Source organism: Streptomyces sp. CC224B (assembly GCF_030010595.1).
GTDB lineage: Bacteria > Actinomycetota > Actinomycetes > Streptomycetales > Streptomycetaceae > Streptomyces > Streptomyces longispororuber.
The window spans coordinates 50,329-72,721 of record NZ_JASCXL010000042.1; the positions used below are offsets into that span (position 1 = coordinate 50,329).

20 protein-coding genes are annotated in these 22,393 nt (G+C 72.5%); 6 read left to right on the forward strand and 14 right to left on the reverse strand.

The window, feature by feature from the left end:
- Positions 1-37: 37 nt before the first annotated feature.
- The 5 genes from QK440_RS18505 to QK440_RS18525 form a co-directional block, all read right to left on the reverse strand.
- A complete protein-coding gene (locus tag QK440_RS18505) occupies positions 38-733 on the reverse strand; it encodes a helix-turn-helix transcriptional regulator (protein ID WP_282794225.1) in 696 nt (231 codons plus the stop codon).
- Positions 734-922: 189 nt separating this feature from the next.
- Positions 923-1,753, reverse strand: coding sequence for a carbohydrate ABC transporter permease (locus QK440_RS18510; RefSeq protein WP_282794226.1), 831 nt, complete (start codon positions 1,751-1,753; stop codon positions 923-925).
- The gene (locus tag QK440_RS18515) at positions 1,754-2,560 is read right to left on the reverse strand and encodes a sugar ABC transporter permease (RefSeq protein ID WP_282794248.1); all 807 of its coding nucleotides are present in this window, start codon (positions 2,558-2,560) and stop codon (positions 1,754-1,756) included.
- A gap of 116 nt (positions 2,561-2,676) precedes the next feature.
- Positions 2,677-4,035 (reverse strand): extracellular solute-binding protein, encoded by a 1,359-nt coding sequence (locus QK440_RS18520; protein ID WP_282794227.1) that lies wholly within the window; start codon positions 4,033-4,035, stop codon positions 2,677-2,679.
- A gap of 110 nt (positions 4,036-4,145) precedes the next feature.
- On the reverse strand, positions 4,146-4,514 hold the full coding sequence (locus tag QK440_RS18525; RefSeq protein WP_282794228.1) for a hypothetical protein: 369 nt from the start codon (positions 4,512-4,514) through the stop codon (positions 4,146-4,148).
- A 102-nt stretch (positions 4,515-4,616) separates the two neighbouring features.
- Between QK440_RS18525 and sigJ the strand changes: the two genes are divergently transcribed.
- The gene (sigJ, locus tag QK440_RS18530) at positions 4,617-5,516 is read left to right on the forward strand and encodes an RNA polymerase sigma factor SigJ (protein WP_282794229.1); all 900 of its coding nucleotides are present in this window, start codon (positions 4,617-4,619) and stop codon (positions 5,514-5,516) included.
- A 67-nt stretch (positions 5,517-5,583) separates the two neighbouring features.
- Positions 5,584-6,501 carry a helix-turn-helix domain-containing GNAT family N-acetyltransferase gene (locus QK440_RS18535; RefSeq protein WP_282794230.1) on the forward strand — a complete coding sequence of 306 codons (918 nt, stop codon included), beginning with the start codon at positions 5,584-5,586 and terminating at the stop codon, positions 6,499-6,501.
- Positions 6,502-6,590: 89 nt separating this feature from the next.
- On the opposite strand, the gene QK440_RS18540 is transcribed toward QK440_RS18535, so the two are convergent.
- On the reverse strand, positions 6,591-7,274 hold the full coding sequence (locus QK440_RS18540; RefSeq protein WP_282794231.1) for a response regulator: 684 nt from the start codon (positions 7,272-7,274) through the stop codon (positions 6,591-6,593).
- On the reverse strand, positions 7,271-9,040 hold the full coding sequence (locus QK440_RS18545) for a sensor histidine kinase (protein WP_282794232.1): 1,770 nt from the start codon (positions 9,038-9,040) through the stop codon (positions 7,271-7,273). Before QK440_RS18545 ends, QK440_RS18540 begins: the two co-directional genes overlap by 4 nt.
- A gap of 451 nt (positions 9,041-9,491) precedes the next feature.
- Between QK440_RS18545 and QK440_RS18550 the strand changes: the two genes are divergently transcribed.
- The 3 genes from QK440_RS18550 (at position 9,492) to QK440_RS18560 (ending at position 15,356) form a co-directional block, all read left to right on the forward strand.
- Positions 9,492-10,841 carry a cation:dicarboxylase symporter family transporter gene (locus QK440_RS18550; protein WP_282794249.1) on the forward strand — a complete coding sequence of 450 codons (1,350 nt, stop codon included), beginning with the start codon at positions 9,492-9,494 and terminating at the stop codon, positions 10,839-10,841.
- A gap of 482 nt (positions 10,842-11,323) precedes the next feature.
- Positions 11,324-12,715, forward strand: coding sequence for an erythromycin esterase family protein (locus tag QK440_RS18555; protein WP_282794233.1), 1,392 nt, complete (start codon positions 11,324-11,326; stop codon positions 12,713-12,715).
- A 172-nt stretch (positions 12,716-12,887) separates the two neighbouring features.
- On the forward strand, positions 12,888-15,356 hold the full coding sequence (locus tag QK440_RS18560) for an NACHT domain-containing protein (RefSeq protein ID WP_282794234.1): 2,469 nt from the start codon (positions 12,888-12,890) through the stop codon (positions 15,354-15,356).
- On the opposite strand, the gene QK440_RS18565 is transcribed toward QK440_RS18560, so the two are convergent.
- The 3 genes from QK440_RS18565 to QK440_RS18575 all read right to left on the reverse strand — a co-directional run bounded on the left by QK440_RS18565 (position 15,353) and on the right by QK440_RS18575 (position 16,704).
- Entirely contained in the window at positions 15,353-15,556 is a 204-nt protein-coding gene (locus tag QK440_RS18565) for a DUF397 domain-containing protein (RefSeq protein ID WP_282794235.1), read from the reverse strand. The genes QK440_RS18560 and QK440_RS18565 overlap by 4 nt on opposite strands.
- Positions 15,557-15,627: 71 nt before the next feature.
- Positions 15,628-15,834 (reverse strand): DUF397 domain-containing protein, encoded by a 207-nt coding sequence (locus QK440_RS18570; protein WP_282794250.1) that lies wholly within the window; start codon positions 15,832-15,834, stop codon positions 15,628-15,630.
- Between the two features lie 9 nt (positions 15,835-15,843).
- Positions 15,844-16,704, reverse strand: coding sequence for a helix-turn-helix transcriptional regulator (locus tag QK440_RS18575; RefSeq protein WP_282794236.1), 861 nt, complete (start codon positions 16,702-16,704; stop codon positions 15,844-15,846).
- 177 nt (positions 16,705-16,881) lie between these two features.
- On the opposite strand from QK440_RS18575, the gene QK440_RS18580 reads away from it, so the two are divergent.
- On the forward strand, positions 16,882-17,331 hold the full coding sequence (locus tag QK440_RS18580; RefSeq protein WP_282794237.1) for an ATP-binding protein: 450 nt from the start codon (positions 16,882-16,884) through the stop codon (positions 17,329-17,331).
- Between the two features lie 53 nt (positions 17,332-17,384).
- Here QK440_RS18580 and QK440_RS18585 read toward each other — a convergent pair whose 3' ends face one another.
- From QK440_RS18585 to QK440_RS18600, 4 genes are all read right to left on the reverse strand, one after another.
- Positions 17,385-18,266: a YncE family protein gene (locus QK440_RS18585; protein WP_282794238.1), complete on the reverse strand. Its 882-nt coding sequence runs from the start codon at positions 18,264-18,266 to the stop codon at positions 17,385-17,387.
- 894 nt (positions 18,267-19,160) lie between these two features.
- Positions 19,161-19,703: a hypothetical protein gene (locus QK440_RS18590; protein WP_282794239.1), complete on the reverse strand. Its 543-nt coding sequence runs from the start codon at positions 19,701-19,703 to the stop codon at positions 19,161-19,163.
- Between the two features lie 541 nt (positions 19,704-20,244).
- The gene (locus tag QK440_RS18595) at positions 20,245-20,706 is read right to left on the reverse strand and encodes a hypothetical protein (protein WP_282794240.1); all 462 of its coding nucleotides are present in this window, start codon (positions 20,704-20,706) and stop codon (positions 20,245-20,247) included.
- A gap of 79 nt (positions 20,707-20,785) precedes the next feature.
- On the reverse strand, positions 20,786-22,282 hold the full coding sequence (locus QK440_RS18600; protein WP_282794241.1) for an alpha/beta hydrolase: 1,497 nt from the start codon (positions 22,280-22,282) through the stop codon (positions 20,786-20,788).
- Positions 22,283-22,393: the final 111 nt, after the last annotated feature.

Genomic DNA, 22,393 nt, shown 5'->3' on the forward strand with positions numbered 1-22,393 from the left:
GGCCGGGCGGCGGACGGCTCCCCGGGCGGCCGGGTGCTCAGGAGGCGTCCGCGAGGAGCGGCCAGAAGTGGTCCAGGATCCGGTCCAGGAAGTCCCGGCCCGCGTGCCCGGAGGCGTCCGCGCTCGCGCCCCCGCCCCAGCTCAGCGTGCGCACCATCCGCGACTGGTACGTCTCGTGCAGCCGGCGCAGCGGCCCCTCCACGGTGCGCTTGTCCACGGCGAGCAGCTTGCCGACCGGGCGCGTGTACCCCTGCCAGCGGGTGGTCACCGCGCTGCGCAGGAGCTCGGCGAGCTCGTCGGCGCGGCCCGTGACCGTGACCAGGTCCGGCAGCGAAAGGCGCAGCGTGCGCGCCAGGTCGGCGGACTGCCGGGCGCTGCCGCGCCACCGGCCGGTCTCCTCCATCCGCAGGTACGCCTGGAGTTCGACGCCCGCGCCGCGCGCCACGTCCTCCGGGGCGAGGCCGCGCGCGAGGCGGTGCTCCCGCAGGGTGGTCGCGGCGCCCATGAGTTCGCCGGGCGAGCACCACAGCGTGGCCGCGAGCGCCGCGAGCTCGGTGGCGTCGGGCGTGGCGAGGCCGCGCTCCCAGGCGATGACGGTGTCCGGCGTGACGTGCTCGAGTCCGTAGCCGGCCCGCATGCCGTACGCGACGTGCCCGGGGTCCATGCCCAGGGCCTCGCGCAGGCGGCGCACGGCGGGAAAGTTGAAGGGCCCGGTGGGCCGGCTCGGTCGCACGGGGCACACGCTAGGGGTGCGCGGGGTGGACGACTACGGTGCGTTCGTCCAAGCCCGGGGCTCATGCGAAGCCACAGCGCACGGGGCGCCCCGTCGTGCGCCCCGCACGCCGCCCGGGCCACTCTCGCGCCGCCGGGCCCGCCCGCGCCGCCCCGGACCCCGCGCCGCCGGGGCCGGACCGGCCCCCGCTCAGCCCTTCACCGCGCCCCCCAGGGCGAAGCCGCCGCCCAGGCGTCGGGCGATCAGGACGTACAGGAGGATCACCGGCGTCGAGTAGATGAGGGAGAACGCGGCGAGCTGGCCGTAGACGATGGCGCCCTTGCTGCCGAAGAAGTCGTTGATGCTGACCGCCGCCGGCATCTGGTCGGGGGAGAGGAGCAGCATGAACGGGACGAAGAAGTTGCCCCACATCATGACGAAGCAGAAGACCGTCACGACGGCGACGCCCGGCCCCATGAGCGGCAGCACGATCCGCACCAGGGACTGGAGCGGCGAGGCGCCGTCCGTCCAGGCCGCCTCCTCCAGCTCCTTGGGGACGCCGTCCATGAAGTTCTTCATCAGCCAGATGGCGAACGGCAGTTGGGAGGCGGCGAAGAAGAAGATGGTGCCCTCCATCGTGTCGATCAGGTCGACGCGGACGAAGAGCGCGTACACCGGCACCATGATCGCCGTGATGGGCAGGCTCGTCGCGAACAGGATCGACAGCATGAAGGGGCGGTTGAGGCGGGAGGAGTAGCGCGACAGGGGGTACGCCGCGAGGGCCGCGCTCACCACCGTCAGGAGGGTGCCGCCGCCGCACAGCAGCAGGCTGTTCAGCATCGGCGTGAAGGTGATCTCGTCGGTGAGGACGGCGTCGAAGTGGTCGAGGGTGAGGCCGTCGGGGGCCTTCACGCCGACGTCGGCCTTCGGGTCGAGCGCGGACAGGACCACCCAGGCCAGCGGGAGCGCGAACGCCGCGGCCAGCGTGAGCAGGCCCAGGTCGGCGGCGAGCGCGCGGCTGCGGGCGCGGCGTGCGGACACTCAGACCTCCGTGCGCAGCAGACGCATGTAGACGACCGAGAACAGGGAGCCGACCAGGAGCAGGAGCAGCGCCACCGCGGTGCCGTAGCCGATCATGCTCTTCTGGAAGGCCTGTTCGTACATGAACAGCGGCAGGGTCTGGCTGCGGTTGCCGGGGCCGCCGCGCGTCATCACCCAGATGAGGCCGAAGACGGACAGGGTCTGGAGGGTGTTGAGCATCAGGTTGGTGCCGATGGAGCGGCGGATCATCGGCAGCGTGATGTGCCACATCCGGCGCAAGCCGCCCGCGCCGTCCACCTCCGCGGCCTCGGTGATCTCCTGGGGGATCTCGCTGAGGGCCGCCGAGTAGACCAGCATCGAGAAGGCCGTGCCGCGCCACACGTTGGCGAACGACACCGCGAGGATCGGCAGCGTGAACAGCCAGTTCTGCGACGGCAGATGGAGCGCGTCGAGGACCGCGTTGAGCGTGCCGTCGCGGCGGAAGAAGGCGTACAGCAGGAAGCCCGCCACGACCTCCGGGATCACCCACGCGGTGACGACGACCGCCCCGGTCAGCGTGCGCACCGGCTTCGAGGCCCGCCGCATCAGCACGGCCAGGGCGAGTCCGAGCGTGTTCTGCCCCACGATCGACGACAGGAACGTGAAGACGAGGGTCAGCCACACGGCGTTGACGAAGTCCTCGTCGCCGAAGGCCGTGCGGAAGTTCTCGAAGCCGACGAAGCTCTCGCGCGCCTGCCCGGTGAGCTGGAGGTCGGTGAAGGCGATGTACGCGCAGTAGCCGATGGGGCCCACGAGGAACAGGGCCATGAGGACGACGGCGGGGGAGACGGGCAGGGCGCGGGACAGGGACCGGAGCAGGCGCCGGCGGCCGCCCGGCGCGGCGGCCGCCCGCGGAGCCTTCCGCGGGGCCGTCGCCGGGGCCGTCACCTCTCGATCACCTCGCCGTCCGTGGCCGACCTGACCTCCTCGTCGTAGTCACCGGCCGCGTCGTCCACCGAGCCGTCCCCGGTGGTGACCTTCTCCATGGCCTCCTGCATCGCGGTGGAGACCTTCGGGTACGCCGGGTAGGCGGGCCGGAAGTGGGTGACGGGGACGAGCCCGGTGAAGAACCGGGTGCCGGGCTGCGCCCCGATGTACTCGGGGTCCTTCGCGACGTCCTCGCGGACCGAGATGCCGGAGTTGGCGATGTACCACTTCTTCGCGTTCTCCTTGGTCTGCATCGTCTTGACGAAGTCGAACGCGAGGTCGGGGTTGGCCGCCTTCGCCGGGATCGCCCAGGTCCAGCCGCCGGACATGCTCACCTTGCCGGGCGGCTGCCCGTGCTGCGTGGGCATGGCGGCGAGGCCCAGCTCCTTCGACCACTCGGGCCACTCGTGGCCGGAGCCCTCCAGCCAGTCCTGCGGCAGCCAGGAGCCGTCGAGGTTGATGGCCAGCTTGCCCTTGGGCAGGAACTCGCCGCGGACGCGGGTGGCCATGTTCGGGTCGAGCGCGTCGGACACGTCCGGCCCGAGCTTCTCCTTGTAGACGGTCTCGACGAACCGCAGCGCGTCCTTGAACCCCTGGCTGCCCACCACCCACTTCTTCGCCTTCGGGTCGTACAGCGGGTCCTTGCCGGTGCCGTACAGGAGCATCTCCATGCCCTGCATGGCCGAGGTCTCGCCGCCGGGCTTGCCGGTGTACACGTTCAGCGGGACGACGCCGGGCACCTTCCTCTTCACGGTCCGGGCGGCGTCCAGCACGTCGTCCCAGTCCTTCGGCTGCCAGTCGGCGGGCAGCCCGGCCTTCTCGAAGACGTCCTTGCTGAACCACAGCCCGCGCGTGTCGGTGCCGTCCGGCACGCCGTACGTCTTGCCGTCCTCGCCGCGCGCCGCCCGCTTGGCCGTGTCGAGGAACTTGGGCCACTCCGACCACTTCTCCAGGTACGGGTCGAGCGGCTTCAAGTACCCGCTGGTGATGTCGGAGTTGATGAGGAACGTGTCCTCGTAGACGAGGTCCGGCGCGGTCTTCGGGGAGCGCAGCATCTGCTGCACCTTGGTGTAGTACTCGGCGTCCGGCGCCTTGATGGGCACCAGCTTCACCTTTTTCCCCGGGTGGGCCTTCTCGAACTGCTTCTTCACCGACTCCAGGTAGTCGTCCATCACCCGGATCTGGTTGTCCATGGACTGCTTGTACGACACCTTCACGGTGTCCGGGTCGTCGCCGGAGCCGCCGCCGCACGCGGTGAGGGCTCCGGCGGCGAGCACGGCTGCGAGGAGGAGAGGGGCGGGGGCGGTGGGGCGCACGGCACGACCTCCTACGGTCCGGCGCGGCCGCGCTGCCGCGCGCGGCTGCTGCCCGAAGGTAAGCGGTTGCTGCGACCAAGGTCAATGCCCCGTACGCGCCACGCCGCACCTCAGCGGCGGGCCAGTGCAAGCACGCTGAGCCCGAACATCAGGACGCCCAGGGGGAGGTGCACGGACGGCACGTGCGCGATGCCCACCACCACCTGGACCGAGGCGAGGACCAGGAACCCGGTGGCGTACCCCACGGGCCGCGGCGAGCCGCCGCCCGGCTTCCACGCCAGCACCGCCGCGAGCAGGTACAGCATGGACGCCCCGTACATCACCCGGGCTCCGACGCTGTGCAGCACCTCCCCGTAGGACGAGGTCAGCAGCAGTCCGGCGGACACCGCCTGGAGGAAGATGGTCGCGGTCTGCAGTCCGATCGCCGCGCGCAGGAACCAGAAGCCGCGTCGTACGTCCGGTGTCACCTCGGTGGCCATGTCGCCGTCCTCTCCTCCCGCCCGCGGGCGGGAGATCGATAAGGTCTCACCAGGCCGACGACATGGGCCTGCCAAAGGTAAGGCGAGGGGGCGGCCGGGGGCATGAGGGCCGGCGGGACCGGCGCCGACGACGTCATCGGTGAGCGGCGCCAACTGATCAACGTGGCCTACCGGTTGCTGGGTTCGGTGACCGAGGCCGAGGACGCCGTACAGGACGCGTACGCGCGCTGGTACGGGTTGTCGCGGAGCCGGCAGCGGGAGATCGTCTCCCCCGGTGCCTGGCTGACGACGGTGACCGGCCGCATCTGCCTGGACCTGCTCGGCTCGGCGCGGGCCCGCCGCGAACGCTACGTCGGCGCGTGGCTGCCCGAGCCGCTGCCCGACCGCGCGGAGTGGCGGCACGGGGGCGGGGCCGACCCCGTGGACCAGATCGTGCTCGACGAGTCGGTGTCCATGGCCTTCCTCGTCGTCCTGGAGTCGATGACGCCCGCCGAGCGGGTGGCGTTCGTCCTGCACGACGTCTTCCGGTACCCGTTCGCCGAGATCGCCGGTGTCCTCGGCCGGACCCCCGCGGCCTGCAAGCAGCTGGCGGCCTCGGCCCGGCGGCGGGTGGCCGGCGCGCCCGCTCCGGGGCCGGCGGCCGGCCAGGGCGACGTGGTCCGGCGGGTCAAGGAGGCGTGGGAGGCCAAGGACATCGCGGGCCTTCTCGGGCTCCTCGACCCGGACGCCGTGATGACCGCCGACGGCGGCGGCATGGCGGGCGCCGTCCTGCGCCCGGTGGAGGGCGGCGCGCGCATCGCCCCGTACATGGTCGCCGTCGCCGACAAGGCCCCGGGGCTCGAACTCCTGGAGCGGACGGTCAACGGCACCCCGGGCCTGGTGGCCCGGCGCGGTGGCGCGGTCGTGACCGTCGCCTCGTTCGAGGTCTCCGACGGGCGCGTCACCCGGATCTGGGTGGTCCGCAACCCGGAGAAGCTCCGGCCGTGGCCGCAAGCGAGCTAGGGCCGACCGTACGGCCAACGAACCAGAGACAGTTGTCCGGGCGTCATTGCCTGACTAAGGTCAGAGAATGGATGGAGATCAGATCGCCCAGGTGCGGCGGTTCAACCGTGTCGTCACCGAACGCGTGGGGGTGCTCCACGATCGCTACCTGGGCCGCGACCGGCCCGTCGGTGAGGCCCGTTTGCTGTGGGAGATCGGCGCGGAGGGCCAGGACGTCCGGCGCCTCCGTGAGCGCCTCGGGCTCGACTCGGGGTACGCCAGCCGCCTGCTGCGCTCCTTGGAGGCCGACGGCCTGGTGACCCTCGCGCCGCAGCCGGATGACCGGCGGGTGCGCACCGTCCGGCTCACCGAGGCCGGCCGCGCGGAGCGCGCCGTGCTCGACAGCCGGAGCGACGAGCTGGCCGCCTCCATGCTGGAGCCGCTCAACGCCGGCCAGCGCGCGCGGCTGGGCGGCGCCATGGCCGAGGTCGAGCGGCTGCTGACCGCCGCGACGGTCAGGCTGGACGTCGTCGACCCGGAGCACCCCGACGCCCGGTCCTGCCTGGAGTCCTACGCCGCCGAGGTCGACGAGCACTTCGACACCGGCTTCGACCCCGCCCGCAGCCTCCTGCCCGACACCAGTGAACTCCGGCCGCCCAGAGGCTTGTTCCTCGTCGCCCGCCTCTACGGCGAGCCCCTGGGGTGCGCAGGCCTGAAGACACCGCCCGACGCCCCGGCCGAGGTCAAGCGGATGTGGGTCGCCCCGCGCGCCCGGGGCCTGGGCCTCGGGCGCCGCTTCCTCGCCGACCTGGAGACCCGGGCCGCACGCGCGGGCCACACACTCCTGCGCCTGGACACCAACAAGTCGCTCCACGCCGCGATCGGCCTGTACCGCTCCTGCGGCTTCGAGGAGGTCGAGGCCTTCAACGACGAGCCGTACGCCGACCATTGGTTCGAGAAACGGCTCACGGGACGGGCGGAAGATTCCAGCCCGTCCGGCGTTTGAGGACGAGGCGCGGAGCGCCGAGAAGCGGGGTCCAGGGGCGGCAGCTCCTGGTTTCGGGAAAGGGGCGGGACTGGGGCGCCCCCGCGAGGTCACGCCGGAGGCAACCAGCGGTAGTTCAGCTCCGGCCGCCCCACCTGCCCGTACTGCGGGGTGCGGGCGACCCGCCCGGCGGCGACCAGGTGCTCCAGATACCGCCGGGCCGTGATGCGCGACAGCCCCGTGGCGTCCGCGGCCGCCGCGGCGGTGAGCCCCTCGGCGCCCGCGTCGCGCAGGGCCCGCGTAACCCGCTCCAGCGTGGGACCGCTCAGCCCCTTGGGCAGCGTCGCGGGCACCGGCGCCCGCAGCGTCGCCAGGGCGCGGTCCACCTCGTCCTGCCCCGTGGCCTCGCCCGCCGCGGTGCGGAACTCCGCGTAGCGGACGAGCCGGTCCCGCAGCGTGGCGAACGTGAAGGGCTTGAGGACGTACTGGATGAAGCCGAGGGACACGCCCTCGCGGACCACAGCCAGGTCGCGGGCGGACGTCACCGCGATGACGTCGGCCTTGTGGCCCGCGGCGCGCAGCGAGCGGGCCAGGGCCAGACCGTGGCCGTCGGGCAGGTTCAGGTCCAGGAGGATCAGGTCCACCGGCACGCGGTCCAGGACGCGCCGGGCCTCGGCGGCGGTGTGGGCCGTCGCGGTCGCCGCGAAGCCGGGGACGCGGTTGACGTACAGGACGTGGGCGTCCGCGGCGACGGGGTCGTCCTCGACGACGAGGACGCGCACGGGCTCGGTCATGTGTCCCCCCTCGGGCCGGCCAGGTCAGCCACGTCCGGCCCGGGGACGCGTACGTCCGGCCCGGGGAAGCGTACGTCGGGCCCGGGGGCGCGCACGTCCGACCCGGGGACGTGGGTGGCCGAGCCCGGCCCTGGGGCACCCGCCCCCGCCGCGCGGCTGCCGTCCCCGGCGAGCGGCACGGTGGCCGTGAACACCGCGCCGCCGCCCGGCGCGTCCGCCACCGCCAGCGTCCCGCCGTTCCGCGTGACCGCCTGGTGCGCCAGGGAGAGGCCGAGCCCCCGGCCGTCGGGGGACTTGGTCGACCAGCCCCGGGTGAAGACCGCCTCGCGGTGGGCGGCGGGCACGCCCGGCCCGGTGTCCGCGACGCGCAGCAGCAGCGTCCCGGACCGCACCCGGACCGTCACCGTGACGCGGGCGGACGGCGAGCCCTGGGCCGCGTCCACGGCGTTGTCGATGAGGTTGCCGAGGACGGTGACCAGGTCGCGGGGGCGGAGCGTGGCGGGCAGCTTCCCGTCGTCGACGCTGGTGTCGTCGGAGATGACCAGTTCGACGCCCCGCTCGTTGGCCTGGGCGGCCTTGCCGAGGAGCAGCGCGGCGAGGACCGGCTCGCTGACGGCCCCCACCACCTGGTCGGTGAGCGCCTGGGCGAGCTCCAGCTCGGCCGTGGCGAACTCCACCGCCTCGTCCGCGCGCCCCAGTTCGATGAGGGACACGACGGTGTGCAGCCGGTTCGCCGCCTCGTGGGCCTGGGAGCGCAGCGCGCGGGTGAAGCCGCGCTCGGAGTTCAGCTCACCGGCGAGCGCCTGGAGTTCGGTGTGGTCGCGCAGGGTGACGACGGTGCCCTTGCGGTCGCCGCCCGAGACGGGAGAGGTGTTGACGACGAGCACCCGGTCCGCCGTCAGGTGCACCTCGTCCACGCGGGGCTCCGGGTCGAGCAGCGCGCCGGTGAGCGGCGCGGGCAGGCCGAGGTCGGTGACGTAGCGGCCGACGACGGCCTCGTCCGCGCCCAGGAGCTCGCGCGCCGCGTCGTTGATCAGCGCCACGCGCCGCCGCCCGTCGAGCATGAGCAGACCCTCGCGCACGGCGTGCAGCGCCGCCTCGTGGTAGTCGTGCATGCGGCTCAGCTCGGCGGCGTTCATGCCGTGCGTGCTGCGGCGCAGCCGCGCGTTGATGACGTACGTGCCGACGGCGCCGAGGGCGAGCGCCGCCGCCGCGACGCCGAGCAGCGCCACGAGCTGGCCGCGGGCCTTCGCGCTGATCTCCTCGATGGTGATGCCCGCGCTGACCAGGCCCACGATCCGGCCCCCGTCGTGGACGGGCGTGACCACGCGCACCGACGGGCCGAGCGTGCCGGTGTACGTCTCCGTGAAGGTCCGGCCGCGCAGCGCCTCCGCGGTGTGGCCGAGGAACCGCTCGCCGATCCGGCCCGGGTCGGGGTGGGTCCAGCGGATGCCGCGCCGGTCCATGATCGTCACGAAGGCGACGCCGGTGTGCCGCTGCACCCGCGAGGCGTACGGCTGGAGCCGCCGGCTGGGGTCCGCGCCGCGGATGGCCTGGCGCACCGAGGGCGCGTCCGCGACCGCGCGCGCCGCCGCCGTGGCCTGGCGGCGCGCCGACTCCTCCGCCTGGTGCCGGTCACTGAGGTACGTGAACAGGGCGCACCCGGCCACCACGACCGCCACCAGGACCACCTGCATGGCGAAGAGCTGGCCGGCGAGGCTGCGCGGCGCGCGCGGCCGGCGGGGCGGGCGGGGGACCTCGGGCATGGTGCCAGTCTGCATCGCCGCAGGTCTCCGGCCTACGGATAGGTCCGCGCGAACTCAATGAACGCAAGGGTGACCGTCCTCACACCCCGGGAGATAGTCACCCGGAATCGCCAGGACGTGAGCCGCACGACTCGCGAGGACGCAGTGGTCGTAGTCGCCCAAGGAGGCAGCCGTGGCAGATGAGAAGAGGGCGGCGGGAGCCGCGAGGACCCCTGCGGGGCAGGGCGCGCGGACCCCTGCGGGAGAGGGCACGCGGGTCGGCGCCGGGCCGGGCGCGAGCACCGCGCACGCCGGGCCCGGCGCGAGCGCCGCGGGGGACACCCCCCTCGGCGGAGGCGCCCCGCCCGGGGGCGGCGCCCCACCCGCCGGGGGAACCGGCGGGGGAACCGGCAGAGGAACCGGCGAGGGGCCCGCGAAGCGGGACCGTACCCACTACCTCTACGTCGCCGTCATCGCGGCCGTCCTCCTCGGCATCGCCGTCGGCTTCGCCGCGCCGGACTTCGCCAAGGAGCTCAAGCCGCTCGGCACCGGCTTCGTGAACCTGATCAAGATGATGATCTCGCCGATCATCTTCTGCACGATCGTGCTCGGCGTCGGCTCCGTGCGGCAGGCCGCGAAGGTCGGCAAGGTCGGCGGGCTCGCGCTCGCCTACTTCCTCGCGATGTCGGTCGTCGCGCTCGCGATCGGCCTGCTCGTCGGCAACGTCCTGCACCCCGGCTCCGGGATGGACCTGACCGAGTCCGTGAAGGACGCGGGCCACACCGCCGCCGACAAGGCCGACGAGGGCCTCGTCGACTTCGCGCTCGGCATCATCCCGACCACGATGGTCTCCGCGTTCACCGTGGACAAGGTCCTCCAGACCCTGCTGATCGCCCTCCTCGTGGGCTTCGCCCTCCAGGGCATGGGGTCGGCGGGGGAGCCGATCCTGCGCGGTGTGCAGCACGTGCAGAAGCTGGTCTTCCGCATCCTCGCCATGATCATGTGGGCCGCGCCGGTGGGCGCGTTCGGCGCGATGGCGGCCGTCGTCGGCGAGACCGGCACGGACGCCCTGAAGGCGCTGGCCACCATCATGATCGGCTTCTACGTGACCTGCGCGCTGTTCATCCTGGTGGTGCTCGGCACGCTGCTGCGCCTGGCCACCGGGGTCAACCTCTTCAAGCTGCTCAAGTACCTGGGCCGCGAGTTCCTGCTCATCCTCTCCACGTCGTCGTCGGAGTCCGCGCTGCCGCGCCTCATCGCGAAGATGGAGCACCTGGGCGTCAGCCGCCCGGTGGTCGGCATCACCGTGCCGACCGGGTACTCCTTCAACCTCGACGGCACGATGATCTACCTGACCATGGCGTCGCTGTTCATCGCCGACGCGATGGACCAGCCGCTGGGGGTGGGGGAGCAGATCTCGCTGCTCCTGTTCATGATGATCGCCTCCAAGGGCGCGGCGGGCGTCTCCGGCTCCGGGATCGCGGTCCTCGCGAGCGGCCTCCAGTCGCACAAGCCCGCCCTGGTGGACGGCGTCGGCCTCATCATCGGCGTCGACCGCTTCATGAGCGAGGCGCGCGCCCTGACGAACTTCGCCGGGAACGCGGTGGCGACGCTGCTCATCGGTACGTGGACGAAGGAGGTCGACCGCGACCGCGTCGCCCGCGTACTCGCAGGCGAACTCCCCTTCGACGAGCGGACCTTGGTGGACGACGGGCACGGGGCCGCGCCCGGGACCGCGCCCGGGGCGTCCGCCGCCGCCGACGCGGAGGCGGACGCGGTGCCGGAGCAGGTGTCGATGGCCAAGGCCTCGGTGAAGGCGTGACCTGGCCGGTGGCCCGGCGGTGCCCGGCGCCCGGCGTATGGCTAGGCCACCTGCCCGGCGGTACGACCTGGCCACCGCCGGTCGGGCGTACGACCTGGCCACCGGCCGGGCGCATGACCTCGCCGCCCACCCGGTGGTGTGACCTGGCCGCCACCCCGGCGGCGTAGTTCCACCACCGGCCCCCGTGGCACAGCCGAGCCACGGCCGTGGGGCGCCCCGCGATCCGCGCGCGGGTGCCCCGCTCCGAGACCGGGGGCGCAGCCCCAACCCCCTCCGCCGTACGGGGGCTGCGCCCCCTTCCCGCCCGCACCGGCTCCCCGGCCGGGTGGAAGGGCACCCACGCGATCCCCGTGCACGACCGGGACCAGGACCAGGACCAGGACCCCATTCCCCCGCCCATCGGCGGGTGTAGCCAACCCCCGGGCCGATCGGGGGGCGCAGCGCATGGTCCGGGGTGCCTCCGCGCGGCGAGAGTGGGGCCCATGAACACGCACAAGGCGCTGCTCGCCGCCCTGCTCGTCCCGCTCGGTGCCACCTTGGCCGTCGCCCCGGCCGCCTCCGCCGCCACCGCGCCCGCCCCGGCCGCCGCCCCGACCGCAGCCTCGGCCCCCGCCGACACCGCCGCGTTCCGCTCCCCCGAGGCGGCCCTCGGCCGGGTGGCCCACCCGCTGCGCACCACCGGGCCCCGCGGCGGCCTGGCCGACCTCCGCCCGTTCGGCCGGATGGTCGGCGACGCCCGGGTGGTGGGCCTGGGCGAGGCCACCCACAGCTCGCACGAGTTCTTCACCGTCAAGCACCGGGTCTTCCGGTACCTGGTCGAGGAGAAGGGCTTCCGGGCCTTCGCCCTCGAAGCCCCGTGGAGCACCGGACTGCGGCTCGACGCCTATCTCCTGCGCGGCGAGGGCGACTTGGAGCAGATCATGGACGAGGAGTTCCAGGGCACCTACCGGTGGTGGAACAACGCCGAGTACCGCGATCTGCTCCGGTGGATGCGCGCGTACAACGTCAAGCACCCGAAGGACCCGGTCCGCTTCGTCGGCGACGACGGCGGGTTCGCCGGTGCCGAGCTGTACGACAAGGTGGGCGCCTACGCGGCCGCGGCCCGCCCCGGGCTCGCCCCGCGCCTCGCCGAGCTGTACCGGGGCCTGCGGCCCGCCACCGACGCCGAGACGTACGTCAACGACTACCTGGCGAAGCCGCCGGCCGAACGCAGGAAGCTCGCCGAGCGGACCGGCCGGGCGGTGGACCTGCTCAAGCAGCGGCCCGGCAAGGGCGCCGACGCCGACGCGCACGCCTGGGCCGTCCAGCACGCCACCGCGATCCACCAGATGACCACGCTGTACGCCTTCGACTGGGACGACCCGCGCGTCATCGGCGACGCCATGCTCTACCGCGACCGGGTCATGGCGGAGAACGTCGCCTGGTGGCAGCGGCGGACCGGCGACAGGATCGTGCTCGCCGCCCACAACAGCCACCTCGCCCTCAGGACCTACGTCCCCGGCAGCTACCCGAGGGTCCAGGGAGACTTCCTCCGCGAGAAGTTGGGCCGCGGCTACCTGAGTGTCGGCCTCACCTTCGACCGGGGCTCGTTCAACGCCTCCGGCCGGGACGGCGGCGTCCGCCGCTTCACCGTCGGCCCGGCCGCGCCCGGCACCACCGAGCACACCCTCGATCGCGTACGGCACCGCGACTTCGTGGTCGACCTGCGCACCGCCCCGGCGGCGGCCCGCGCCTGGCTCGCCGCGCCGCACCCCGTCAAGAACATTGGCGCGACCTACCCCGGGATCGCGGACGCCCCGAAGATCCGGCTCGCGAAGTCGCACGACGTCGTGATCCACCTCCAGCGGGTGCAGGCGGCCCGTCTGCTCAAGTAGCACCAGGCCGGCGCGGCGCAACGGCGGCACGCCCTGCCCCGAACGACCCCCGAACGGCCCCCGAACGACCCCCCGAACGGTCCCCCGGACGGGCGACAGCCGGAGGCGGCGCCCCGTCCGAACCGGCCGAACCGCTGGTCCGGTGGCCAGGCGCTCGGCATGCTTCTGGCGCATGGACGAGGGGAGGCGATGCGTCACAGGCCCGCGGTGGCTGTTCGGCAGCGGGCTCGTGGCACTGCTCGCCGGGTGCTGCTGGGCGGCGTGGTCCGTGCACCGCCACAGCGCGCTGCAACCCCAGGACGTCGCCGGGGTGCTGGGGCTGCCGCTCGGCATCCTCGGCGTCCTCGCCGGCACGGCCGTCAGCGTCGGCGCGCTGCGCCTCCAGCGGGCGACCGACGCCCGTGCGGTGGCGCTCGACCGACTCGCCCGCGCCGTACAGGACGTGGAGGTCGCCGAGCGCACCCACATGCTGGGCACCGGCGCGCACCTCATCGACCTGCCCGTCGAGGTGACCCCCCGGCTAGGGGGCACGGAGCCGCCGGGGGCCCAGCGCCTGTCCGGCGTCGCGGACTGGTACTGCGCCGCGCCGGGCCGCCTCGTCCTGACCGGGGAACCCGGCGCGGGAAAGACGGTCCTCGCGGTCCATCTCGTCGTACGGCTCCTCGCCACGCGCGCGCCGACGGACCCGGTCCCGGTCCGGCTCGCCGTCCGCGACCTGCCCCCGGCGCACACCCGCCGCCGCTGGTGGGGCCGCAGCCGGACCGTCGGCGGCTTCGAGCCCTGGCTCAGGGACAGCCTGGTCAAGGCGTACGAGGTGCCGGGCGCGGCCGCCGCCGACCTGGTGGCGCGGCGCCTGGTCATCCCCGTCCTTGACGGCCTGGACGAGATGGACCCCGACGAGGCGGAACCGCACCGGGCGAGCCGCGCGCTCGCCGAGCTGAACGCGTACCAGTCCGTGGACGGCAGCGCGCCCCTGGTCCTGACCTGCCGGGAGCGCCGCTACGAGGACCTGTCCGCCCGCCACGCGTGGCTGCGCGAAGCGACGCTCCTGAGGATCGGCGGCGTGGACGCCGAGCAGGCCCGCCGCTATGTGGCGCTGCGCTCGGACGGCCGGGCGTCGCCGATGGACGCGGCGGTGGCGGCGCCGGCGGACGGCGCGGTGGCGGAGGCACTCGGCTCCCCGTTCTACCTGGGCCTCGCGTGCGAGGTGTACGGGGCCGGTGCGCACGGTCCCGACGCCCACGGGACCGACACCCGCGGGGCTCCGGCGGGGGCGGCGCCCCCGCTCACGGCCCGCGCCTCGGCGGCCGAGATCCGCGAGCAACTGCTCGCGCGCTACGTGGCGGCGGCGACCGGGTCGGCCAACGCGGCGGTGCGGCGGGCGCGGAAGAGCCTCACCGGGGACCGGACGGTGTGGGGACGCCTGCGGGAGTACGAGGCGAGGCGGGTGCAGCGGTGGCTGCGGCGGATGGCGGTGGCGGAGGGACAGGGGGAGCTGACGCTGGGCCGGATCGTCGGCAGGTACGTGTCCTCCGCCGCCTCCGTGGTGACGACCTTGTCGATCACCGCCGTCGCCCTGTGCACGGTCCCGGACGCGGTCAGGGGGTGGGTGCCCGCGACGTGGTGGGTCCACCGCGAGGGCCTGACAGGGACCGCGTCGACGACGGGGGCGGCGGCGATGGCCGGGGCGGTGGCGATGGTCACGGCTCTCGGCGGAGCGTCCGCGATGTACGACGCCACCCCGCCAGGGTCGCCGGACCGGGTGCGCCGGCTCCGCCTCAGCCGGTGGGAACGACTGCGCCGGGCCTCGGCGTCGGCCCTGTCCCGTGGCGTGCTGCTGGCGTCGACCGTGGGCGTGGCCCTGCTGGGTGCGGCAGCCCGGCACAGCGACGGGTTCGCGGCCGTGCCGCCGGAGTGCTGGTACGGCGTGGGGTTCGTCGTCGCGCTGAGCTGGTTCGTGACGTTCACCGTCAGGCAGCCCTTCGCCGCGTACACCATCAGGCGCGGCCACATCGGCTGTGCCGTGGTGCCGGTGGTCGTCGCCGTGGTGGTGTGGGCCGCCGGGAGGGCGCACCCCTGGGCGGCGGCTGCCTCCTGGGGCGCGCTCGCGGCCGTCGCCCTCGTGCTGTGGCGCACCGGCGCGGTGCCGGGGTTCGCGCTCCTGGGTGTGTTCCCCGCAGGTGTCGTCGGCATGAAGCCGACGGCATTCGTGCCGGCCGACGGCTTCGCAGCCGGTGTCGTGACGGGCCTCACCGCCTACTACGTCCTGGCGTGCGTGTTCCTCTGCCCGGACACGGGCCCCCGACTCCTGCACGCCATCGGTCGCGCGTGGCGAGAGGCGGGATGGCTGCACCGGCCGGTCCGCCTCGGCGTGGCGTTCCTCGTGGGCGTGGGCCTCGAAATCATGGCCGGCTTCGCGACGGCCGTCTTCCTGGCCGTCGCGTTCACGGCCACGGACCTGGCCGGGGGCCTCGCCCGAGGCGCCGCGACCCTGACCGGAGCCGCCCTGGGCCGCGTCCCCCCACGCCTCGACGCGTTCCTCGCCTGGGCCTACCACGCGGGCCTGCTCCGCGTGGTGGGCGGCGCGTACCGGTTCCGCCACCGCGAACTCCAGGAGTGGCTGGCACGCGACGCCCGTTAGATCCCGGCGAGGAATGCCTTCCAGGCGGGGTGGCCGAACCGGAGGACGGGCCCCCCGGGGTCCTTGGAGTCACGCACGCCGACGCCCCCGGCGGGACGGGCGGCCAGATCGGCGACCTCCAGGCAGTTGTTCCCGGTGCCGCCGCTGTACGACGACTTGCGCCAGGTGGCGACAGGGGGATGGCGGGGGCACGGGTTCATGTCCTGGTCCTCCACTTTCAGGCAGGGGCCTGGCGGTCCCCTTCGACACCATGGCCGAGGCGCGAGCGCCGTCAGAGTCCGGAGAGGAATGCCTGCCAGGCGGGGCGGCTGACGTGTAGGGCGGGGCCCTGGGGGTTCTTGGAGTCGCGTATGCCGACACCCCCGGCGGGGTGGGTGGCCAGGTCGGCGGCCTCCAGGCAGTTCTGGCCTGTTCCGTCGCTGTACGACGACTTGAACCACGCGTCGCCTGAGACGAGTTCAGCTGCTGTCGGGTGTATAGGCACGGGCTACTGCTCTCCTTGAAGTTGGCGCAGGAACTGGGGGGTGTCCTCGGGTGGCAGGGCTGATGCCGCCATCGCGTCGAACCGTCGGATGAAGCGGTCGACTTCACGGCGCTTGTCCGAGGTGTGGGTCGCCCCCCACGCACTGTCGATCTGGACGCGGGCCGGCAGCTGATCACCCAGATCGAGGATGGCGAAGTCGTTGGTGGAGCGATAGCCGTTGCGGAAAGGGAGGACCTGGATCGTGATGTGCTCCCAGGACGACAGGTCAGCCAGCCTCTCGTACTGTTCGCGCATGACCTCAGCTCCTCCGACCGGGTAGCGCAGAGCGGCCTCGCCGAGGATGACACGGAGCTTGACCGGCTCCTCCCGGGAGAGCACCTCTTGGCGGCGCATCCGCACTTCCAGGCTACTGCGGACGAACTCCGAGGTGGTTTCCTCGATGGGCTTGTGCAGCTCCAGCAGGGCTTGCGCGTAGCGCCTCGTCTGCAGCAGTCCGTACACGAGAGTCGGGTGGTAGGCCCGCATGCTGCGTGCCTCAGGTTCCAGGCCGACGAAGCCGGGAAGTCCCGCGGGCATGAGCCCGCGAAACTGGGTCAGCCAGTCCTGCCGCCCTGATTCCCGGTTCAGTTCGGCCAGTCTCTCGATGATCTCCTCGTCGGTGACGCCGCACTTCGAAAGCAGCCTCCGCAGGTCTCCCACGTTGCGGAAATTCAGATCACCGTTCTCGATGCGTAGAAGCGACGCCTCAGAGATCCGCAGCCCCTGTACCGCTTGCTTTCGTGTCAGCCCGCATCCTTCGCGCAACTGCCTCAGCTGTAGGCCGAGTTCCAACCTCTGGCCCGTGCGCCCGCGCTTGGCCGCCATGTGCACCACCCGTGGTCTCTTGTGCGTGTGACCTGGTATCGCATACGGAGTGTGGCACTTCGTGTGCGGAGCGCGCAGGTAGATGTGCGTATTCGGGCATAGTCCAATTGCGAACTACGCTGAAATTTCAGGGGAGTTCGATTGAAGTCGAACGCGGTACCCCGGGACCGTAGACCCATGACAAACCCCAGCTTCCCTCCGCCCGCCCTCCAGTCACCCCCCACCCACGACTGGTCCACCAGCTACCCCATGACCCCGGGCTCCGCGCGGCTCGCGCGGGTGCAGGTGCGGCGGCAGTTGGCCGTCTGGCGGTGGGGCGGGGACATCGACGACGCCGTGCTCGTCGTGTCCGAGCTGGTGGCGAACGCCGCCCGGCACGGGAAGGCCGCGGGGCACCACGTGTGGCTGCGGCTCGCTCTCGCCGAGGGAGGTGGGCTCGTCGTCGACGTGTCGGACCCGGTCCGGGGGTTCCCGGGGTTCGGGAGGACGGGCGGCGGGGCCGCGCTGGAGGAGGGCGGACGGGGGCTCCTCGTCGTACGGCAACTCACGTACGAACTGAACTGGTTCCCGCGGGAGGCGCAGGGGAAGACGGTCCGCGCGCGGCTGCCCGGGCCCGTGCGGGGGTGAGGCGGCACCGGAGGGCGGCCGGCCGGGCCGCCCTCTGTGCCGTCAGGGGAGGCTTACCTGGGGGTGATGGCGATGCCTTCGGGGTGGTGGCCGGTGCGCAGCGTGGCCCGTACCTTCGGGAGGGACGGGTCGATCACGGACACGGTGTCGGACTCCTCGTTGGTGACCCAGACGCGGTTGCCGCCCGGGCTGACCGCCAGGCCCTGGGGCGTCTTGCCCACGGGCACGCGGGCGGTGACGCGGCCGGTGGTGGTGTCGATGATGAGGAGGGCGTTGGCGCCGGTGTCGGTGGCGTAGAGCCACCGCCCGTCGGGGCTCACGGCGAGCCCCAGCGGCGCCGTGCCGACGGCCCAGGTGGCTGTCACCTTGTTCGTGGCGGGGGTGATGACGGAGACGCTGCCGGAGCCCGTGTCGGCGACGTAGACCCGGTCCCCCTTCGGGGAGGCGGCGATCCCGCTCGGGAAGTCGCCGACGGGGATGCGGGCCCCGGGACGGTTGTCCTTGGACAGCGGGGTGACGTCGTTGGTGCCGCTGTTGGTGACGTAGGCCGTGCCCTGGGGGAGGGTGGCGACGCTGTGCGGGAGTTCACCGACCGGGACGGTCGCGGTGACCTTGCGGCTCTTGGCGTCGATGACCGTCACGTTGTCGCTGCCCCAGTTGGCCGCGTACACGCGCCGCCCGTCCGGGCTCGCGGTGGCCGAGAAGGGGTATGAGCCGACCGGCACGGTCGCCACCACCTTGCGGCCGGTGGTCTCGATGAAGGAGACGGTGTCGGAGATGCCGTTCGCCACGTACACGTGGGAGCCGTCGGGCGCCACACCCACGCCGGTCGGCCCCGTCCCCACCTTCGTGGTGCCGACGGGCCTGTCCAGCCGCACGTCGAAGGTGGAGACGCTGCCGGAACCGCTGTTCGCCACGTACGCGACGATGCGCATCGGGAAGTCCGTGACGGCGGAGGCGCCCCGTGGCGCCGGGGGCGGGGGTGGAGACGGCTCGGGGGCCGCCGCTGCCGAGGTGCACGCCATGACCGCGAGCACGGAGCCGAGAGCCAGCCGGAAGCGGAAGCGGAAGCGGCTGCGGAGGGAGGAGCGGGGGCGGGGACCGGTACCGGGGCGGGAGCGGAGGCGGGCACGGGCACGGCTGCGGAAACTCGCGGGAGAGGGCCGAGGGCCACCCGGTGGGCGGCCGAGGACGAGAAGGCTCAGCATGTATCAACCTTTGGGGCTGTCGCGCAGGAGGTCTGGGCGTACATGTGCGGTTTAGACGCCCGGCCGTCGCATTCCGCGCGGCCACAGAGAGAAGTCGTTCTTTCCCGTGGCCCGACCAGGGCCAAGTCGACCATTACGCATACCTGCCGCACTAATATGAGTGCCAAATCGGGGGCGATCGTGAATGCCGTACGCGATGTATTAGGTGTTCGCGCCGGGATCGACGTGCCCAAAGGCCGGGCGGCGGGCCGGGGCAGCCGCGGTTACTTGTCGACATTCTCGTTGTCGTCGACTGAAGATGCGTTTCTGCGCTGCCGGTAGGCGGGTGGTACGGATGAGGCCTGCGCAGAGGGGCAGAAAGGAACATGGGCATTTGTCGACACGGATTTCCCGGGTGACATTGCGCTCGTAGAACTCTAAGTCGACACTTTTCCGGATCGACATTTCTCGGGGCGGTGGGTGTGGGCGGGCGGGCCGGGGCGAGCCGAAGTCGACGGGACTTCTCCGCTCCTCTTCATTGCCGTACCCGTACCCGTACCGGCACCCGCGCCCCTGCCCGTGAAAGAGGGCAGCCGAAAAGCCGACGCGTAGGCGCGTACGGCTCATTCGGCGCCCCGGGGGTCATGCCGCCGGTTCGCTCTCCTGCTCCCGCAGGGCCGAGCGCATGAACCGGCAGCGCTCCTCGCTGCGGCGCCGCACCCAGACGATCCAGCAGCAGAACGCGCCGACACCGGCCGCGAAGAGCACAGGAACGACCAGGGAGCCGGTGACCGCCCCGAGTACGAGCATGACCACCGCGATGAGCGCCATGCCGCCCAACCAGTACGGGAGCCACCGCCCCGACCGCTCAAGCCGCCTTTCGTGTTCGGCGACCAGGCGTCGCATCGCCGCCCGTTCGCCGGGTTCGCCCGGCACCTCGCGGCGCCGGATCTTGCGGTCGAGACGGGTGACCGTGTCGGGGTCCGAGCCGACGGCGCGGCCGACCCTGCGGCGCTGGAAGGTCAGGCAGGCGAGGGCTGCCCCGGTGTAGATCGCACCCTGTACCAGCCACCGGACGGGGTGCGCGTCCTGCCGGAACAGGGCGGTGACCGCCACGCCCAGCGGGAAGATCAGCAGTGCCTGCGCGAACAGACTGTGGTCGAGCCAGCGCTTCAAGCCGTGCACGGCCGGTGCCTCCTCGGAATCGACGGGCCGGTGGAGTCGTGCCGATTCCTCGGGTACCCGCGCAAGGCCGGGATATGGACGGGGCGTTGGTGTGCCGACGTGAATCCGCGGCGCGGGCTCGGCCGCCAACTATGCCTCGCAGCACGCCACTTGAAGGTGGGCCGTTCCTCCTCCGGGAGCCCCAGGGGGGGAGACCCTGGGGCTCCCTGGTGCTATTCCAGGAAGCTGCCGACAGGTGCCGAGTCGTACCTCGCCGCTCCGGCCGTGGTGATGCCGCTGGGTGAGCCGGGCAGCCGCAGGGAGCCAGAGGCGCTCACATGCAGGTCGGTCTTTCCGCCACTGTCCGTGTCGCGATGGGCGGCGGCCTCAGTGCTGGACGAGGCCGCCGACCGGGACGGGGGCCACGTGGCCGGCCGGCGGCAGTGTTCGCCCGAACCACCGCGTCGAACGCTGCCTGCGTGCTCAACTGCTATCGAGTGCGGTGCTGTTGGCTGGATCGACGGGCTGGACCGGGTTACCGGGCATACCGCCCGACATGGCTTCAGTAACGGTCGACCTTTTCACCGTCCGGGACCTTGTAGCAGCCGGAGACGAGGTGGAAACTCAGCTTGGGCCGGTCGTTCTTCTTCATCTGGACGACGTTCACGCTGACCTTTTTCTTGTCGTTGTCAGCGGTCAGGCTGATGTTCTTGTTCCTGCTGGTGTCCGGCCCGTACTCGACGATCTCCCAGCCGTGCTTCGGCAGTTCCGCCTTGAGCCGCCGCAGAGCTTCGTCGAGGTCGCCCTTCGACGTTGGGTAGAAGCTCCAGGGGTGATAAATGCGAAAGTAGGTGTCCCTGTCCTTGCCGGAGCACCTCGTAACACCCGGGAAGTTGTCGGATGCTTTCCCCTTGACGCCGATCATCGCGTACAGTCCGCTGGAGGTCTTCTTCATCTCGTCGAGAGCGTCGCGGGTGCTGCTCGTGCCCGCAGACGGGACACCATCTTTCTTGTTGTCAGTCATGCTGCATCCGGTGAGAGCGAGGGTGAGGGGGACAGCAAGTGCGAGGGCGAGCATTCGGGTTTTCATATGGGGAGGTCTCCTATTTGGAACGCATCACTTCGTCGCTCGTCAACGGATTGTGCGACTCCAGCCTCACGTTGTCTTCTTGCCCCGCCACTACCAGGGCTTGGTTCAACAGGCTTCTCGAGTCCTCATCCCAGTAACCGCTGTGCCCATGGGTGTCCGTGGTCATCTGCTGGGCACCGAAGTCCGGGTCGCTGGGAACGATGAAGCCGTCCCCGCCGTGACCGAAGCGGCCGATGTCCGGGACCGGATCCCCAGGGGCTTCCTCGTTCCAGACGTGCCCCTTGGGGACATCCATCTCATCGGCGTGCGACACCTTGACCCCCGGGCTCCCCGCGAAGATGACGTCATCGGCGTTGAGGCGCCCTGTCTCGGCCGCGGCGCCGATGAGAGTCGAGCCGTACGAGTGGCCGATCACGGTGCGGTGTGGAGCCGTATCACCGGTATGCGCTGTTTCCAAGCCGTCCAGAAAACGGTTGAACGCAGGCGCGCCGTCATAGGCGTAGTGCTCGAAGGGGGAGTCCGTGTCGACAGCGTCGGGCGCGTCGTATCCCAACCATGTGATGGTGGAAACGGACTCACCTTCCGCTGCGTCATCAGCCGTGTTCCACACCTTGACCGCGCGCTCGATATCTCCTTCGATCTTCCCGAGCCCCGCCGACGTTCCCGGTACGTACACAGCCTGGTGATCCGCCGTGTCCGGATTCCCGTTGGCGATGATCGCGCGGCCGTCGCCCTCGGTGCTGAATCCCAGCAGGTACGCCTCCGGCTTCCTCTCCGCGCCCGAGGCGTCGAAGCGGCGCTGGATCGCCTCCATGCCGTCGAGGGACGCGCGGGCCTCCTTGCGGTCCCGCTCCCACGTCTCCCACGCGGTATTGCTGACCTTGACGCCCCGCATGGGCGCGCCGGTCCTGGGGTTGATCTTGTCCGTGTAACGAGGCGGCTCCGGATGCTGTCTCAGCCACGTGTCGTACTCGACCTGCGCGCTGCCCCGCGCCCCCGCGAGCACCATGCGGTTGGCCTCGTCGCGGACCGTGGCGGGGAGGCCGTCGAGGTTGCCGACGGAGTTGGGGCGCATGGCGGTCCAGGCTGCCTGCTCGTCGGGGGTGAGGCCCTTCCACCACTCCGCGTTGGCCCGGGGGCCGCCCTTCTCCGGGGGCTGCGGGAGCGAGTCGAGGTACTCCCTGCCCGCGGCCCGCACGCCCCGGGTGTCCGCCGCCGTGTCGGCCCAGTCGCGGTCGCTGACCGTCAGGTCGTCGTCGGCCTTCAGGGCGCGGAGCTTCGGGGCCCACTTCGCGTCCGCCTCGGTGGCCTGTCGCAGGGCCGTGGCGATGCGGTCCGCGCAGTCCTGGGCGATGCGGGCCTTCGGGTTCGGGTCGAGGTTCACCGCCTGGCGGCCGACGGCCGAGGCGGTGTCGTCCGTCAGGCCGGTGGCCGTGCCGCCGTCCGGGACCTTGTCGTCCTTGCCCTTCTCCCCGCCCGGCGGGTAGCTGACCGAACCGTCGGCGCGCACGGTGAGGCCCGGGGGGGGGGGGGGGGGGGGGGGGGGGGGGGGGGGGGGGGGGGGGGGGGGGGGGGGCGGGGGGGGGGCGGGGGGGGGGGGGGGGGGGGGGGGGGGGGGTGG